The following is a 16,142-nucleotide window of genomic DNA, read 5'->3' as shown; positions in this document are numbered from 1 at the left end:
CGGACGCGTGCCCGACCGGCATCCATCGAAAGAGGGAGACTTCCCTCCATCGTCTTGACGATGTCGCCGCCCGGCGCTCCTGGTGGAGTGACGGGTATGGCAGATTCTCGCGCTCTTCGGCGCTTTCCCGAGTGGATGACCTCCCGTGGCGGAGCGTGGATCACGCTCGGAGCGGTCGTCCTGATCATGATGACTCTCTTCGGCCTGTTCGGGTCGGCGAAGGCACCCGCCGGCAACGAGCAGGCCCCCGCGGGGTCGGAGTCGGCGCACACGAGCGACCTGCTGGCCGAGTTCCCGAACGCGGATCGGCAGTCCGTGATCGTGGTCGCGTCACGCGACGACGGCGCGACGCTCTCGGCAGAGGACGTCACCGCCCTCGAAGGTCTCCTCCCGGTGCTCGACGCGCACGCGGACGCGGATCCGACCGGGCCTCTCGTGAGCGAGGACGAGAAGGCCGCGGTTCTCGTGACGCCGATCGCGGTCGGCCAGACGAGCACCGACACCGCCGCGGTGATCGCGGCGCTCCGCGCCGACACCAACGAGCACGCACCGGACGGGATGACGCTACTCGTGACCGGCGGTCCGGCGTTCGGCGCCGATATCGCCGCCTCCTTCGAAGGCGCCGACTTCACCCTGCTCCTCGTGACCGTCCTGATCGTCGCCGTGCTCCTCATCGTCACGTACCGGTCACCGGTGCTGTGGCTGCTGCCGCTCGCCGCCGTCGGCCTGGCCGACGGACTCGCCGGGCGACTGACCGCGGCTGCCGGTTCCGCGTGGGACCTGCAGTTCGATGCCGGGATCATCAGCGTCCTCGTCTTCGGCGCCGGGACCAACTACGCCCTGCTCCTGATCTCGAGATATCGGGAGGAGCTCACCACCACGACGAACCACCGCCGCGCGCTCAGCACGGCCTGGCGCCGGACCGCTCCGGCGATCCTCGCCTCGAACCTCACGGTCGTCCTCGCCCTCCTGACACTCGCCCTGGCGGTGATCCCCGGCACGCACGGACTCGGCGTCTCGTCCGCCATCGGGCTGTTGGTCGCCCTGGCGTCCGGCCTCTTCCTGCTGCCTCCGCTGCTGGCGGTGTGCGGACGGAAGGTGTTCTGGCCGTTCGTCCCTCGTCCCGGAGCTGCCGCACGACGCGACGGGGTGTGGCGGACGATCGCGACGCGCGTCGTGAGCCGGCCGGTCGTGAGCCTCCTCGGGGGTGCGGCCCTGCTGGCCGTGATGACGGTCGGCCTCGTCGGGACGACCGTCGGACTCGACCAGGTCGACAAGTTCCGGGTCCCGTCCGAGTCCGCGACGGGTCTCGAGGTGCTCTCGAACCACTTCCCGGCAGGAGAGGCGCAGCCGATCCTCATCGTCACGGACAGCGGCGAAGCCGAAGCCGTCCTCACCGCGGCGCGCGACGTGGAGGGCATCGTCCGCGCCGCTCCTGTCGGGACGACGGACGATGAGAAGCTCACGAAGATCCTGGTGACCAGCGAGTATGCGCCCAGCACCGACGAGAGCCTGGCTCAGATCACGGATCTCCGGGACGCCGTGCACGATGTGCCCCGGGCGGGGGCTGTCGTCGGCGGCGCGGTGGCGACGGATCTCGACGCCCGTGCCGGGAACCTCGCGGACCTCGGCGTCGTGGTGCCGCTGGTGCTGGCCGTGAGCTTCCTGGTGCTGGCGTTCCTGCTGCGGTCGCTGGTCGCGCCGCTGCTGCTGCTCGCCGTCAATGTGGCGAGCGCCGTGGCCGCCATCGGCGCCGGAGCCTGGCTCAGTCGCGTGCTGTTCGGGCAGCACGCGCTCGATCTCCCGGTACCGCTGCTGGCCTTCCTGTTCCTGGTCGCCCTCGGCATCGACTACACCATCTTCCTCGTCCACCGCGCCCGGAGCGAAGCGGCGCTGCGGGGTACCCGGGACGGCATGGTGGAAGCGGTCGCCCACACCGGCGGCGTCATCACGAGCGCCGGGATCGTCCTCGCCGCCGTGTTCGCGGCGCTCGGCGTCCTGCCGCTGGTCACCCTCGGGCAGCTCGGCCTGATCGTCGGGGTCGGCGTGATCGTCGACACGCTGGTGGTCAGGACGGTGATCGTCCCGGCGCTGTTCGCTCTCGTCGGCGACCGCATCTGGTGGCCGGGGCGACCGGCCTCCGGACGCAACGCTGATGCCGGCTGATGCGTCGGGGTCGCTGTGCGTCGCTCACGCCACCGGACGGTACCGCTGCGCGACGGCGCCGGAGCGGAACTCCCGCCGCTCCACGAGCTCGAGCCGAAGACGCTCGCGCACGCCGTCGAGCAGCCGAGGACCATGCCCCGCGACGACCGGGTGGACCACGAACAGGTACTCGTCGATCAACCCGAGGTCGGCGAGCGCCGCGGGCAGAGCCACTCCGCCGACCGACAAGCCCTCCCCCGGCTGATCCATCAACCCCCGCACCGCCTCGGCGAGGTCGCCGCGCACGAGGTCCGCGTTCCAGTCGACGGCATCGAGCGTCGCCGACACCACATGCTTCGGCAGGCGATCGATGGTCTCGGCGAAGGGCGTCTCCCATTCCTCCATCCAGCCCGGCCAGACCCCGGATTCCGGACGCCGCCACGCGGCCCGCATCATGTCGTATGTCACCCGGCCGTAGAGCAGAGCGTCGGCGCGCTGCAGCTCCGCGGTCCAGAAGCGCATCGACTCCTCGTCGGGCGGGAGTCCCGCTTCGTGATGGCAGCAGCCGTCGAGCGTCACGTTGATCGCGTACCGCAGCGGCCTCATCGGAGCTCTCCGACCGGGACCGGCACCGTCAGCACGTTGCCGGGTGGCGCCAGCGGGCACGCCCACGCCGAGTCGTAGGCGCAGGACGGGTTGTACGCGAAGTTGAAGTCGAGCACGAGCGTGCCGCGGCGCGGGTCGGCCCCGAGGTCGGCACCCTTGATCGTGTCGATGAGGTACCGCCCGCCGCCGTACGTCCCCCCGCTCTGCCCGGCGGAGGAATCGCGCACTGGCACGAACAGGCCGCCGCCGTAGGAGGCGAGCCGCCACACGTCGAGAGACCCGACGTCAGGGATCTCCACGACGCCGACGCGCTCGAACGGCACGATGCCGTCCGTCCCCGTGGCGAACTCGAACGTGGCCGGCTCCGTGTCGAGGATCGGGAGCTCGAACCGCCAGGCGGGGTCGTACGAGGCGATCGGCAGCCCCTCGAACAGCGCCCTGTCCTGCGGGAGGAGGGGCGTCGCCGGGTGCCGCAGCAGCAGCTCGTCGCGCTCGATCCGCCACAGCTCGTGCGCCTCCTCCGGGGAGTCGGCCCGTCGCACCGCTTCGTACAGGGCGAACACCCGCCGCCGCCAGTCGACGACCTCGACGGCCGTCTGCGCATTCGTCATGCGCCCACGGTACGCCGGACGACGGACGCTCGGAACGGCCTCAGTCCCGGTCGATCATGTCCGCGTAGCCGTCCTCGTAGGTCGGGTAGTCCAGCCTGCCGAGGACCGCATGCACCAGCGAGCCGTCGTAGACGAAGCCGCTCACCGCACCGCCGTCGTCCGGGGGCACGGGCACGCCGAGGCGGTCGGCGAGGAAGGTCACGACGTCTCCCAGGGGGGCGGGCGCCTGGTCGACGGCGTGCACGAGCGCCGGGGGCTCCGGCATCCGCAGCAGCAGGTCGAGAATGCGTACGAGATCGGTCTCGTGGATCCGGTTCGTGCGGCGGCGGTGCGTGACGGGTGCCCCCTCCCTGACCTTCCGGAGGAGGAACTCGCGCCCGGGACCGTAGATGCCCGCGGGGCGCACGACCACCGCGTTGAAGAGCTCGACGGCCGCCTTCTCGCCGTCCCGCAGACCGCGGCCCCGGTCGGTGGTGGGTGCCGGCTCGACCCGCTCGGTCACGGGCTCGGAGCTCCCGGCGCCGTCGAACACCCCGGTGGACGAGACGAAGACCGTCCGCGTCGGCCGGGCCGGCAACGCCGCCGCGAGATGCGCGAGCGCCGTGCGATACGACGACACGTCCGGACCGGGCGGCAGGGTCATCACAACCGCGTCGACCTCGGGCAGCGGCGTGGTGAGCGGAACGGTCAGATCGGCTGCGAGCGCCGTCACCCCGTCCGGCACGGGTCCGTCACTGCGGCGGAGGGCCAGGACCTCACCACCGTCCGCGAGGAGCAGCGGAGCGAGCCGGGTGCCGAGTTTCCCGAAGCCGACCAGGAGGGTGCGGCGCGGCGGAGGCGGAGTGGTCATCCCTCCCACCCTCGCACATCGTCGCCGAGCGACGGACGTAGGCTTGATCGGTGACGGAATCGCAGGGACGGGTGTGGACGGGAGTCCTCCGCGTCGGTCCGCACCGCGGGGATCACCGGGTCGCCCTGCGCGCCGCGGTCAGTGTCGCCGTCCCGCTCCTCGTGCTGTGGGCCGTCGGCCGGCTCGACCTCAGCATCTATGCGAGCTTCGGCGCCTTCGCCGCACTCTACGGCCGGCACGACGTCTTCCGCGACCGGATCCGCATGCAGGCCAGCGCCGGCGGCGTGCTGCTCGGCGCGATGCTGATCGGCACGGCCCTATCGGTCCTCGCCGCCCCCGCCGTGCTGAGCATCGTCGTCGTCGCACTCGTCGCGTCGGCCGTGACGCTGCTGGCCTACGTCCTCCAGTGGCACCCGCCCGGTCCGCTGTTCACGGTCTTCGCGACCGGGGCGTGCGCGACCATCCCCGCCACCGGCGCCTCCTTCGGCGCGGTCCTGCTGGTCGGCGGGGCGAGCGTGCTCTTCGGCCTCGCGCTCACCGCCCTGGTCGCCGTCGTCACCCGGACCACGGCGGAGGCGGCACCGAAGGCACGCCCGGCCGTCGGGCCGGTCGCCGCCGAGATGGCCGCCTCGGTCGCCGCCGCGATCGTCGGAGCGGGTGTGGTCGGCCTGCTCCTCGGCGGCACCCACTGGTACTGGGCGGCGGTCGGCGCGGTCGCGGCGGTCAGCGGCGCACAGCTCAACGCCCGCGTGATCCGCGGCATCCAGCGCCTCGTCGGCACGCTGCTCGGCGTGCTGGTCGCCGCCGGGATCCTCGCCCTCGACATGCCGCCGCTCGCCGTGATCGCCGTCGTGGTGGTCCTGCAGGGGACGGCCGAACTGTTCATCGGCCGCAACTACGGCATCGCGATGGTGTTCGTCACCCCGCTCGCGCTCCTGATGGTGCACCTGGCCGCGCCGACTCCTGTCGCCGACCTGCTGACCGACCGTGTGCTGGAGACGATCATCGGCGTCGTGGTCGGAACGGTGGTGGCCGTCACGTCCGCCGCGCTGCGCCGACGGAGCCGACGCCGCTGACGAGACGACGAAGCGCCGCACCCCGGGAGGGATGCGGCGCTCCGAGGCGAGGCTTCTACTCGGCGTCCGCGGCGATCTTCCGCGCATCGTCGGCGTTGAGCACCCGGAACAGCAGGGCGGCGATGATGGCACCGACCGCGGGGGCCACGATGTACAGCCAGAGCGAGCCCCACGCGAAGTGCCCGCTGACCGAGAGGCCGAGGGCCACCGCCGGGTTGAATCCGCCGCCCGAGATGGAGCCGACCGTCGCCGCACCGACGAAGACGGTCGCACCGATCGCGAGCCCGTAGAACGAGTTGCCCGCAGTGTCCTTCGAGGTGGCGGAGTTCAGCACGACCCAGACGAGGATCAGCGTGAACAGCGCCTCGACGAGGAATGCCGGGCCGACCTCGATGACCATCGCCTTCTCCCCTGCCGGCCAGACGGCGAGGGCCACGAGAGCCGCGAGCGCCCCACCGGCGAACTGCGCGACGAGGTAGGAGACGAAGTCGGCGACGCTGAGCCCACCGCGCAGGAACACGCCCAGCGAGACCGCCGGGTTGAGGTGGGCGCCGGAGATGTGGCCCGTGGAGTACACGAGCACCATCAGCGTGAAGCCGATCGCGAGCGGGGTGAGCGGGCTTCCGCTGTTCACCGCGGCGATGATGGCGAGGACGAAGAGGAACGTGGCGACCGCTTCTGCGAGCGCCTTTCGAGGTGTACCGGTCATGATGGTGTCCTTCTGTGGGATCGCAGGCGGCCCCCCGTCTCCCCGGAACGGCCCGGGCGACGACCCGCCTTGCGGCACCGAGGATAGCGCGCGGTCGGCTCTCGCTGGCTCATTGGCGGCGGAACTGTCAAGCCCGTCGCCCGCCGGAGTCCCGGCCCCTACCGTGCAAGGATGACCGTCCAGACCGAGCCGCGCGCCGAGAACCCAACCCGGCTGCGCCGCGCCATCACCGGCCCCCTGTTGTTCGCGTTCATCCTCGGCGACGTGCTGGGGGCGGGGATCTACGCGCTGATGGGTGTGCTCTCGGAGGACGTGGGCGGCCTGCTCTGGGCACCGCTCGTCCTCGCGCTCCTCCTCGCCATGCTCACCGCAGGGTCGTATGCCGAGCTCGTCACCAAGTACCCCCGCGCGGGCGGCGCCGCGGTGTTCGCCGAGCGGGCGTTCCGCAGCCCGCTGGTCTCCTTCCTCGTCGGCTTCAGCATGCTCGCGGCCGGCGTGACGAGCGCGGCCGGTCTCGCCATCGCCTTCGCCGGCGACTACCTCAGCACCTTCATCGACCTGCCGACGATCCCGGTCGCGATCGTCTTCCTCGCGATCGTCGGCCTGCTCAACGCCCGCGGCATCCGCGAATCGATGGGCGCGAACCTCGTGATGACGGCGATCGAACTCAGCGGCCTCGTGATCGTGATCGTCGTCGTCGCGGTGTTCGTCGGCGGCGGAGGCGGCGATCTGTCCCGGGCGACGCAGGTGCCCGAGGGGGCGAACGTCGCCCTCGCGGTGCTCTCCGGCGCAGTGATCGCGTACTACTCGTTCGTCGGCTTCGAGACCTCGGCCAACATGATCGAAGAGGTCAAGAACCCCCGGCGGACCTACCCGCGCGCGTTGTTCGGCGCGCTCCTCACCGCCGGCGTCGTGTACGTGCTCGTCGGCATCGCCAGCGCCGTCGCGCTGCCGGCCTCCGAGCTGCAGGAGTCCAGCGGCCCGCTGCTCGCGGTCGTCGAGGCCACCGGGGTCAGCGTCCCGTCCTGGATGTTCAGCCTCATCGCGCTCATCGCCGTCGCCAACGGCGCCCTGCTGACGATGATCATGGTCAGCCGCCTCACCTACGGAATGGCCGAGCAGAACCTCCTGCCGTCGGTGCTCGGACGCGTGCTGCCGAAGCGGAAGACCCCGTGGGTGGCGATCCTCACCACGACGCTCGTGGCCATGGGCCTCACGCTGGTCGGAGACCTCGCGACGCTCGCCGAGACCGTCGTGCTGCTGCTGCTCGTCGTGTTCCTCAGCGTGAACATCTCGGTGCTGGTCCTGCGCCGCGACAAGGTCGAGCACGACCACTTCCGCGTGTGGACGTTCGTCCCGGTGCTCGGCATCGCGTCGTGCATCCTGCTGCTCACCCAGCAGCGCCCGCAGGTGTGGCTCTTCGGCGCCATCCTGCTCGCCGTCGGCGGCGTGCTCTACGCTGTCGCCCGGTGGACCCGCAACCGCTCGAAGACCGCCGACACGAAGGAGAGCCATGAGCACGCCTGACGACACCGCCGACGAGACGTTCGAGGAGAACCGTCACGACCAGCTGACCTCGGCCCCCGACGCCACGGAGGCCGACGCCGCGCCGCGCGTGGACGTCTCGGAGCACGACGGCAACACCCGTATCGACATCCGGGACGATGCCGAGGTGCGTCCGGGCCCCGGTCCTGGCATGCCCGAGGCCGACGGCGACGACTGAGTCCGTACACGCACGAGCGCCCGCTCTCCTCCCCGGAAGCGGGCGCTCGCACGTGCGGGGTCAGAACAGTGTGTAGCCGCCGTCGACCACCAGGACGGTGCCGGACATGAAGCTCGCGGCATCCGACGCGAGGAAGACCACCGACGGGCTGACCTCGCTCGGCGTGGCGTAGCGCTGCTGCGCGGAGTCCTCGATCCAGAACCGTCGGAAGCGCGGCTCGTCCACCGGCGACATGTCGGTCTTGATGTAGCCGGGCGCCACGGCGTTCACGCGCACCCCCGCCGGCGCCCACTCGGCCGCCAGCGACTTGGTGAGGTGGTGCACCGCGGCCTTGGAGGCGTTGTAGGCGGGCTGCATCTGCGGGCGGTTGACGATCTGGGCCGAGATGGAGCCGACGTTCACGATCGACCCGGAGCCGCGCGCCACCATGTGCGCACCGACCGTCTGCGACAGTCGCCACAAGGCGGTGAGGTTCGTGTCGATGACGTGCGCCCACTCGTCGTCCGTCACCTCGAGCGCCGGGCGGTGGATGCAGGCGCCCGCGTTGTTGATGAGGATGTCGAGACGCCCGCCCACAGCCTCGATCGCCTCCGCCGCGATGCGGTCCACGGAGGAGCGCTCGGTGAGGTCGCCGAGCACGACCCAGGCCCGCCGGCCGACGGCCTCGATCTCGGCCGCGGTCTCCTTCGCTGCGGCCTCGTCCCGGCCGTGGACGACCACGTCGGCGCCGGCCTCGGCGAGGGCACGGGCGAACTCGCGCCCGAGGCCGCGGGTGGCGCCGGTGACCAGCGCGGTCTTGCCGGTGAGGGCGAATGCATCCATGACGCTCATGCGTCGTCTCCTTCGTTCAGGGTGATGATGGCGTCGGCCCGATGCCGGGTCGCGCGGATGAGGACGGCGTTGGGGCCGTCGACGTCGGTCGCCCAGGCGACGGCGTCGGTGTGCGACCTCCCGTACGCCTCGTGGCGGGCGACGAGACGACGCAGCCGCAGGTCCTCGGGCACGTCGAGGTACCAGGTCTCGTCGAGCAGGGGGCGCACGTGCTCCCACCCGTCGGCGTCGTGCAGCAGGTAGTTGCCCTCCACCACGATCACGCGATCCCGGGCGGAGAGCGGCAGCATCTCGGCGACCGCGGCGTCGATGTCGCGGTCGAACCGCGGGGCGCGCACGTCCTCCCCCGCGCGGAGGCGGCCGAGGAGGGCCGCGAAACCGGCGACGTCGAACGTCTCCGGTGCCCCTTTGCGGTCGCGGAGTCCGCGGCGATCGAGGTCGTCGTTAGCGAGGTGGAACCCGTCCATCGGGAGGACCGGCATCCCGAGCCGCTCGGCGAGGGTGGACTTGCCGGCCCCGGGCGGCCCGACGACGCCGAGCAGGAACGGCCGCCCGTCGCGGGACAGTTCCCGCACCCGGGTCAGGGCATCGGCGGCGGTGAGTGCGTGCATCAGCGGTCCTCGGCGGTGGTCGGGCACGGATCGGGGGAGCGGGCGGGTGCCCGCTCCCCCGGCCGGTGTCACTGGTCGAGCAGTCCGGCTTCCTTGTACAGGTCGATGTACTCCTGGACGCCGTCCTTCGTGATGAGCGGGTTGCCGATGTCGACGTTCACCTCGTCCTCCGCGCCCGTCAGGAGATCGTGCACGGCCTTGAGGTTGAGCTCCGCCAGCTCGCGGGCGTTCTGCAGGGAGGTGGCGGTCATGGTGCCGGCCTCGATCAGCAGGACGGCCTCGGGGGTGCCGTCGACGCCGTAGGCGAGGATGCCGTCGAAGCCGCCCTTGCCCTTCACCGCCTCCAGCGCACCGGAGGCCATGTTGTCGTTCATCGAGATGATCGCGTCGATGTCGGAGTTGGCCAGCGACCAGTCCTCCATCAGGGTCATCGCCTCGTCCTTGTTCCAGTTCGCGATGTCCTCGGCGACGATGGTCACGTCGGGACGCTCGGCGAAGAACTCCTTCTCCCAGGCGTCGCGGCGAGCCGTGCTGTGGAAGTTGCCGGCCGGGCCGTTCAGCACCACGACGTTGGCCCCGTCCGGGATCTGCTCCACCGCGAGCTCGGCGACGACCGCGCCCTGCTTGTAGGGGTCGGCGTCGACCGAGTCGCCACCGGTCAGGCCCTCCACGCGCGGGTTGGTCGTGATGGTCACGATGCCCGCGTCGATGGCCTGCTGGATGTACGGCAGCTGTGCGTCGGCGTTGTTGGCCTGGACGATGATCGCGTCGAACTTGTTCGCGATCGCGTTCTCGATCATCTTGTTCTCGATCTCGTCGTCGGCCTGGCCGTCGAAGACCTCGAGGGTGATGTCGTCGTACTCGCCGGCGGCCGTCTTCATCTCGTTCGCGAGCCAGGCGGCGAACGAGTCGGCCTGCGCACGGGCGATGTACGCGACGCGGTACTCGTCCTTGTCCTCGGAGCCACGGCCTCCGCCGTTCCCGGTCGGGTTCCCGGTGGTGACGGCGCAGCCGGCGAGGCTGATCGCCGCGGCGGCAGCGGCGCCGAACGCGATGATCCTGCGGGTAAGACTCTTCATTGTCTTCTCCTGTTTCTCTAGGTGGGGTGAAGCGGTCGGGTGGGCGCGGTCAGGACGACGTCCTGCCGCCTCCCGGGTCGGATGCGGATGCGGATGCTCCGACAGGGAAGGGATCGCCCTTCGCGTCGGACTTGAGGATCGTGGTCTTGGCCTTGCCGCGCTTGCTGAACACGTCGTAGGCGACGGCGACGACGATGATCGCGCCCATCACGATCTGCTGGATGTACGAGCCGATCCCGATGAGGTTCATGATGTTGCCGAGGATGCCGACGATGAGCGCACCGGCGAGGGTGCCCATCACGGTGCCGACGCCGCCGGAGAAGCTCGTGCCACCGATGATCGGGGCGGTGATGGCCTGCAGCTCGTAGCCGACGCCCGCGTTGGGGAGACCGGCGTTGACGCGGGACATGAAGATGACACCGGCGATGCCGACCAGGGCGCCGTTCACGAGGAACGCCTGGTACTTCACGCGCTCCACGGAGATTCCGGCGGCGCGTGCCGCCTCCTCGTTGCCGCCCACCGCGTAGACCGAGCGGCCGTACCTGGTCTGGTTCATGAGATACCAGATCACGATCGTCACGCCGATCAGCACGAGCACCGGGATCGGCAGCCAGCCGAGGTTGCCCTGGCCGATGAGGATGAAGTCGCCCAGCTGGAGGACGTTCTGCCCCTGGGTCAGCTCCAGCACCGCGCCGCGGGCCATCAGCATCATCCCGAGCGTCACGATGAACGCGGGGGTCTTCAACGTCGCGACGAGGAAGGCGTTCACCAGGTTGCACAGCATGCCGATGAGGATGCCGGCGAGGATCGCGAGCAGCAGGTTGCCCGTCGACTTGTAGACCAGCACCGACACGACACCCGCGAACGCCATGACGGCGCCGGCGGACAGGTCGATCATGCCGCCGATGATCAGCGTCATCGCGCCGAAGGCGAGGATCGTGATCACCGCGACCTGGCGCAGCACGTTGAAGATGTTGTCCGAACTCAGGAAGTTCGGGCTCAGGAAGCTCGCCGCGACGATCACCACCAGCAGGATGATGTAGATCGAGAAGCGGTTCACCTCGAGTCTCTTCAGTGTCTGGAGCATTGTCATGCCACCTCGATTTCATTCATGGCGTAGGTGAGGATGGTTTCCTGCGAGAACTGATCGGGCGTCAGCTCCGCGGTGAGGCGTCCGGCCGACATCACGTAGATGCGGTCGCACATGCCGATGAGCTCGGGGAGCTCGGACGAGATCATGAGGATGCCGCGTCCCTGGCGGGCGAGCTCGGTCATGATCTTGTAGATCTCGAACTTCGCGCCCACATCGATGCCGCGCGTCGGCTCGTCGAGGAGGAGCACCTTCGGATCGGCGATCAGCCAGCGGGCCAGGAGCACCTTCTGCTGGTTGCCGCCGCTGAGGTTCGCGATGCGCGTCTGCAGGCTCGGCGCCTTGACGTTCATCTTCCGGAAGTACTCGGTGACGAGCTCCTCCTCCTCCCGACGCCGGGCGAAGCCGCCGTGGATCACCTTGCGGAGGCTGGCGAGGGTGGCGTTCTTCATGATGCTCAGCTGCGGGACGATCCCCACCAGCCGGCGGTCCTCGGACAGCATCGCGACGCCCGCCTTGATCGCCTGGGTCGGGTTCTTGATCTTCACGGTCTGCGTGTCGACCTCGATCTCCCCGGCGTCCAGCTTGTCGAGGCCGAACACGGCGCGGATGACCTCGCTGCGCCCGGCGCCGATGAGCCCGGCGAGCCCGACGATCTCGCCGGCGCGGATGTGCAGGTCGATGTCCTCGAACATGTGCTCGGCGGACAGCCCGGTGGCCCGGAAGACCGTGTCGCCGATCTCGACGCGCTCCTTCGGGTAGGACTGGTGGTCGAGGTCACGGCCCACCATCTGCGCGATCACCTGGCTCGACGTGATCTCGGAGGCCGGCTGCGAGCTCACCACCGTGCCGTCCCGCAGCACGCTGATGTCGTCGGCCAGCTCGAAGACCTCGTCCATCTTGTGCGAGATGTAGATGATCGACTTGCCCTGGGCGCGCAGGTCGCGGATCTTCGCGAACAGCGACTCGACCTCCTTGTGCGCGATCGCCGAGGTCGGCTCGTCCATGATCAGCACGTCCGCGCTGTGGTACACGGCGCGGAGGATCTCGAGCGTCTGGATCTCCGACACGGTGAGGGTGCCGAGACGGCGGTTGATGGAGAAGTCGAGCCCCTCCTCTGCGAGGATGCGCCGGGCCTCGCTGCGGATGAACCGCCAGTCGACCTTGCCGAACTTCATCGGCAAGCGGCCCAGGAAGAAGCTCTCGGCGATGGTCATGCCGGGCACGTAGTTGAGCTCCTGCGAGATCATCGCGATGCCGCGGGCGCGGGCGTCGATGGGGTTCTTGATCCGCACCTCCTCGCCGCGCACCCGGATGGTCCCGGCGTCGGGCTGGTAGATGCCGTTGATGATCTTCATCAGCGTCGACTTGCCGGCGCCGTTCTCTCCGCACAGGGCGTGGACGGTGCCGGGACGCACGTCGAACGAGACGTCGTCCAGGGCCTTCACCCCGGGGAACGACTTCGAGACGCCCTCGACCGAGAGCAGGGCCTCGGTCATGACGCCGCCTTCACGGCGGGCTCGTCGACGCGCCGGACGCGGGGCAGGACGATGCGCTTGAGGGAGTCGATCGATCCCTCGCCCGACAGCGCCTCCTCCACCTGCTCGATGCCGTAGACGTGGGTCACGAGCGAGTCGAGCTCCACCTGACCGGATTCGAGGAGCGCGCGGGCGATGGGCCACGTGCCGGTGTACCGGAAGATGCCGGTGACGTTGAGCTCGCGCATGGCGACCTCGGGCACCGACAGCGGGAACTCGTCGGCGCTGCCCACGAGCACGACCGTGCCGCCGGCCCGGGTGGAGCGGATGCCGTTGACGATGGCGGGCGTCGCGCCGGAGGCGTCGATGAACACGTTCGCCTTCAGCTCCACCGTGGAGTCGGCGGCCGGATCGATCGTGCGCGCACCGTACGACGCGGCGAGCTCGCGGCGGGCCGGGTTGATGTCGGCGATCACGACGTCGACCGCACCGAACGCCTTCGCGACCTGCGCCGTGATGATGCCGATGGGACCGCCTCCGGCGATCAGCACGGTGTCGCCGACCTTGATGCCGCCCTTCTGCGCGGCCGCGATCCCGACCGACAGCGGCTCCATGAGGGCGGCGGCGTGATCGCTGATCGAGTCGGGGACGTCGTAGGCGAAGTCGTCCTGGATGAGCACGTAGTCGCAGAACGCACCGTCCACGGGCGGGGTGGCGTAGAAGGCCATCTGCGGGCAGAGGTTGTAGTCGCCCGCCCGGCAGAAGTCGCAGCGGCGACAGGGCCGCTGCGGCTCGATGGCGACGCGCCGGCCGATCCGCGCCGGCTCGACGTCCGCACCCACCGCGACGATTCGTCCGCTCACCTCGTGGCCGAGGATGAGCGGGCTGTCGACGACGTACGGGCCGATGCGGCCGTGCTCGTAGTAGTGCACGTCGGAGCCGCAGACGCCGACGCTGGCGACCTCGATCAGCACCTCATCGGCCGCGGGGACCGGGACGGGGCGCTCCTCGAGCGCCAGGTCCTTCACCCCCCGCAGCACGCTGGCGGTCATGGTGGTGGGGATCTCCGTCATGGGTGTCCTCTCTCTCCTGTGGAAGCGGGCATGCGTCCGCCTAGAACCGTTGGCCGTCGGCCTGGAGCTCGGCGAGCTCGAGGTAGCGGTCCGCGATGTCGGTGCGATCGGCGGCGGGGGCGGTGACGGAGGTGACCTCCGGCCGCCACTCCGCGGTCACGGCGGCGACCGTGGTCCCGCGCCACACGGCCGCGGCCTGCACGGCGGCGCCGCGGGCGGTGCCCTCGGGCGCGTCGACGGTGTGCACCGGGCGACCCGTGAGGTCGGCGATCACCTGCCGGTAGGCGAGCGACCGCGCGCCGCCACCGATGGCGATGGTGTTCCCCGTCACCGCGATGCCGAGGTCGGCGAGGGCCCGCTCGCCGCGGACCAGGCCGAGCACGACGCCCTCGAAGGCGGCGAGGGCGAGCTGCTCGCGGCTCGTCGCGGTGGTGAGTCCGGCGAGCATGCCCCGCGCGGCGGGGAGCCGCGGCGAGCGCTCCCCGTCGAGGTAGGCGGCGAGCACGGGACGCTCGGGATCGAGCGGCGCGTCGAGGGCGAGGGCCGTCAGCGTCGCATGGTCGACGGCGAGCAGCCCGGCCATCGTGTCGGTGACCTTGGTGGCGTTGAGCGTGCAGACGAGCGGCAGGTACCCGCCGGTGACGTTGGCCACGCCGTCGACGGCTCCGCGGGGGTCGACGACCGGGTCGGGCGTGGTGGCGAATACCACGCCGGAGGTGCCGAGGCTGTAGGCGATGTCGCCGGTGCCGAGACCGATGCCCTGCGCCGCGAGGTGCTGGTCGCCTCCGCCCGCGCTGACGACGGCCGCAGGATCGATGCCCAGCGCCGCGGCGGCCTCGGGGAGGATGCGTCCGGCGGCCTCGTCGGGTCCCAGGACCTCGGGCAGCAGGGCCGCCCAGTCGCGGGGTCCTACGAACTCGTCCAGGATGTCGGTGCGCCACCGCCCTGCGGCGGCCGCGTAGTAGCCGGTGCCCGACGCATCGGAGCGGTCCGTGACGTGACGGCCGGTGAGGCGGAAGGTCAGCCAGTCGTGCGGCACGGCGAGGTGGCGGGTACGGCCCCACGTCTCGGCATCCGTCTCGGCGAGCTGGACGAGCTTGGGCAGGGTGAGCGCCGCCGACGGCACGATGCCGATCTCCTCGGCCCACCAGGATGCGGGGCGGGCCTGGACCAGCGCGGCCGCCTGACCGGCGGAGGTCGTGTCGTTCCACAGGCGCGCGGGACGCAGCACCCCTCCGTCGGCATCGGAGACGACGAGTCCGTGGCACTGCGCTCCGACGCCGACGCCGACGATGCGGACGTCGTGGTCGGCCCGCGCCTCGGCCATGGCGAGGACGAGCGCCTCCCACCACGCCTGGGGGTCCTGCGCGCTCACGGGCGGGTGGGTGATCGGGTGCGGCGCCCGACCGGTGCCGATGAGGGCTCCAGTCGTGGCGTCCCTGAGCTCGACGGTGCAGGACTGCGTCGAGCTGTCGACTCCGGCGACGACGTCGATCATCGCGCACCTCCGCCGGGAGCGGGGATGACGATGCGCGCCGGGTCCGACGGCAGGTCCTCGAGGCGACCGACCGCACCGGCGGGGTGCGTGGTCATGAACTCCGCCCACGTGTACCCGCGGCCGCGCATGAGCACCTCGGCGAGCGCGTCGCCCCAGGCGGACTGGGCGATGGTGATGCCGGTGGCCACGATGCCGCCGATGTCGGCGGAGGGCGACACCGCGACGGCCACGCTGTGGTCGGCGAGCTGTGCCAGCGGGGTCGTGTGGCTCCGGGTGAGCGCGATGACACGGGCACCGCGACCGCGGGTGATGCGGGCGAGCTGCACGACCTCGTCGGAGGCCCCGCCGTTCGAGATGAGCAGGACGATGTCGTCGGCCGTGATCGCTCCGGACGCGCCGTGAAGGCCGTCCATCGGGGAGAACGGCAGTGCGGGAGTGCCGGTGACGGACAGGATGTGCGCCATGCGACGGGCCACGGTGCCGGACGTCCCCGAGCCGCCGACGAAGAGCTTGCCCGTACCGGCGAGGATCAGCGACGCGGCAGTCACGAGGGTGTCGTCGAGCGTGTCGATGAGCGCCGTCACGGCATCGGCCTCGGCCCGCAAGCGCTCGCGCGCCACCGCCAGGATGTCGTCATTGACCGTCAACACGTCTCCTTTGATCGCGCGTGAAGATTCACTTCGCTCATCTGTGATGCTTGGATGTACGTTTGAGCATAGGAAAGCGGTCGGAGCCGGAGGAAGGCAGAATCACATATGTCAC

At 70.6% G+C, this 16,142-nt stretch carries 16 protein-coding genes; 4 read left to right on the top strand and 12 right to left on the bottom strand.

Annotated features, from left to right (window positions below):
• Positions 1–135: 135 nt before the first annotated feature.
• The gene (locus BV453_RS07105) at positions 136–2,166 is read left to right on the top strand and encodes an MMPL family transporter (protein WP_249521219.1); all 2,031 of its coding nucleotides are present in this window, start codon (positions 136–138) and stop codon (positions 2,164–2,166) included.
• Between the two features lie 24 nt (positions 2,167–2,190).
• Here the strand turns inward: BV453_RS07105 and BV453_RS07100 are convergent, their stop codons facing one another.
• Genes BV453_RS07100 through BV453_RS07090 form a run of 3 tightly spaced genes read right to left on the bottom strand, consistent with a single transcriptional unit; the run spans position 2,191 to position 4,212 of the window.
• Complete coding sequence (locus BV453_RS07100) at positions 2,191–2,751, bottom strand: dihydrofolate reductase family protein (protein ID WP_249521218.1); 561 nt, start codon at positions 2,749–2,751, stop codon at positions 2,191–2,193.
• A complete protein-coding gene (locus BV453_RS07095; RefSeq protein ID WP_249521217.1) occupies positions 2,748–3,362 on the bottom strand; it encodes a DUF1684 domain-containing protein in 615 nt (204 codons plus the stop codon). The genes BV453_RS07100 and BV453_RS07095 overlap by 4 nt, the downstream gene beginning before the upstream one ends.
• 40 nt (positions 3,363–3,402) lie before the next feature.
• On the bottom strand, positions 3,403–4,212 hold the full coding sequence (locus tag BV453_RS07090) for a sugar nucleotide-binding protein (RefSeq protein WP_025102706.1): 810 nt from the start codon (positions 4,210–4,212) through the stop codon (positions 3,403–3,405).
• Between the two features lie 50 nt (positions 4,213–4,262).
• Between BV453_RS07090 and BV453_RS07085 the strand changes: the two genes are divergently transcribed.
• Complete coding sequence (locus BV453_RS07085) at positions 4,263–5,288, top strand: FUSC family protein (protein WP_164498171.1); 1,026 nt, start codon at positions 4,263–4,265, stop codon at positions 5,286–5,288.
• A 55-nt stretch (positions 5,289–5,343) separates the two neighbouring features.
• On the opposite strand, the gene BV453_RS07080 is transcribed toward BV453_RS07085, so the two are convergent.
• Entirely contained in the window at positions 5,344–5,997 is a 654-nt protein-coding gene (locus BV453_RS07080; protein WP_025102708.1) for an MIP/aquaporin family protein, read from the bottom strand.
• Between the two features lie 171 nt (positions 5,998–6,168).
• Between BV453_RS07080 and BV453_RS07075 the strand changes: the two genes are divergently transcribed.
• Complete coding sequence (locus BV453_RS07075; protein ID WP_025102709.1) at positions 6,169–7,524, top strand: APC family permease; 1,356 nt, start codon at positions 6,169–6,171, stop codon at positions 7,522–7,524.
• Complete coding sequence (locus BV453_RS07070) at positions 7,511–7,720, top strand: multidrug transporter (protein ID WP_126893929.1); 210 nt, start codon at positions 7,511–7,513, stop codon at positions 7,718–7,720. The genes BV453_RS07075 and BV453_RS07070 overlap by 14 nt, the downstream gene beginning before the upstream one ends.
• Before the next feature lie 60 nt (positions 7,721–7,780).
• Here BV453_RS07070 and BV453_RS07065 read toward each other — a convergent pair whose 3' ends face one another.
• From BV453_RS07065 to BV453_RS07030, 8 genes are all read right to left on the bottom strand, one after another.
• Positions 7,781–8,551: an SDR family NAD(P)-dependent oxidoreductase gene (locus tag BV453_RS07065; RefSeq protein ID WP_249521216.1), complete on the bottom strand. Its 771-nt coding sequence runs from the start codon at positions 8,549–8,551 to the stop codon at positions 7,781–7,783.
• Positions 8,548–9,162 (bottom strand): nucleoside/nucleotide kinase family protein, encoded by a 615-nt coding sequence (locus BV453_RS07060; RefSeq protein ID WP_025102712.1) that lies wholly within the window; start codon positions 9,160–9,162, stop codon positions 8,548–8,550. The genes BV453_RS07065 and BV453_RS07060 overlap by 4 nt, the downstream gene beginning before the upstream one ends.
• A 68-nt stretch (positions 9,163–9,230) precedes the next feature.
• Complete coding sequence (locus BV453_RS07055; RefSeq protein ID WP_249521215.1) at positions 9,231–10,241, bottom strand: sugar ABC transporter substrate-binding protein; 1,011 nt, start codon at positions 10,239–10,241, stop codon at positions 9,231–9,233.
• 49 nt (positions 10,242–10,290) lie between these two features.
• Positions 10,291–11,328 carry an ABC transporter permease gene (locus BV453_RS07050; RefSeq protein ID WP_025102714.1) on the bottom strand — a complete coding sequence of 346 codons (1,038 nt, stop codon included), beginning with the start codon at positions 11,326–11,328 and terminating at the stop codon, positions 10,291–10,293.
• 2 nt (positions 11,329–11,330) lie between these two features.
• Positions 11,331–12,830 carry a sugar ABC transporter ATP-binding protein gene (locus BV453_RS07045; protein WP_025102715.1) on the bottom strand — a complete coding sequence of 500 codons (1,500 nt, stop codon included), beginning with the start codon at positions 12,828–12,830 and terminating at the stop codon, positions 11,331–11,333.
• Positions 12,827–13,882 (bottom strand): NAD(P)-dependent alcohol dehydrogenase, encoded by a 1,056-nt coding sequence (locus tag BV453_RS07040; RefSeq protein ID WP_249521214.1) that lies wholly within the window; start codon positions 13,880–13,882, stop codon positions 12,827–12,829. The genes BV453_RS07045 and BV453_RS07040 overlap by 4 nt, the downstream gene beginning before the upstream one ends.
• Before the next feature lie 40 nt (positions 13,883–13,922).
• Positions 13,923–15,380, bottom strand: a complete 1,458-nt coding sequence (locus BV453_RS07035; RefSeq protein ID WP_249521213.1) for a xylulokinase — start codon at positions 15,378–15,380, stop codon at positions 13,923–13,925.
• On the bottom strand, positions 15,377–16,027 hold the full coding sequence (locus BV453_RS07030) for an SIS domain-containing protein (RefSeq protein ID WP_249521212.1): 651 nt from the start codon (positions 16,025–16,027) through the stop codon (positions 15,377–15,379). Before BV453_RS07030 ends, BV453_RS07035 begins: the two co-directional genes overlap by 4 nt.
• Positions 16,028–16,142 lie beyond the last annotated feature (115 nt).

The sequence above is a fragment of the Microbacterium sp. ER1 genome (assembly GCF_023383675.1).
Taxonomy (GTDB): domain Bacteria; phylum Actinomycetota; class Actinomycetes; order Actinomycetales; family Microbacteriaceae; genus Microbacterium.
This window is presented reverse-complemented; position numbering and strand designations above follow the sequence as displayed.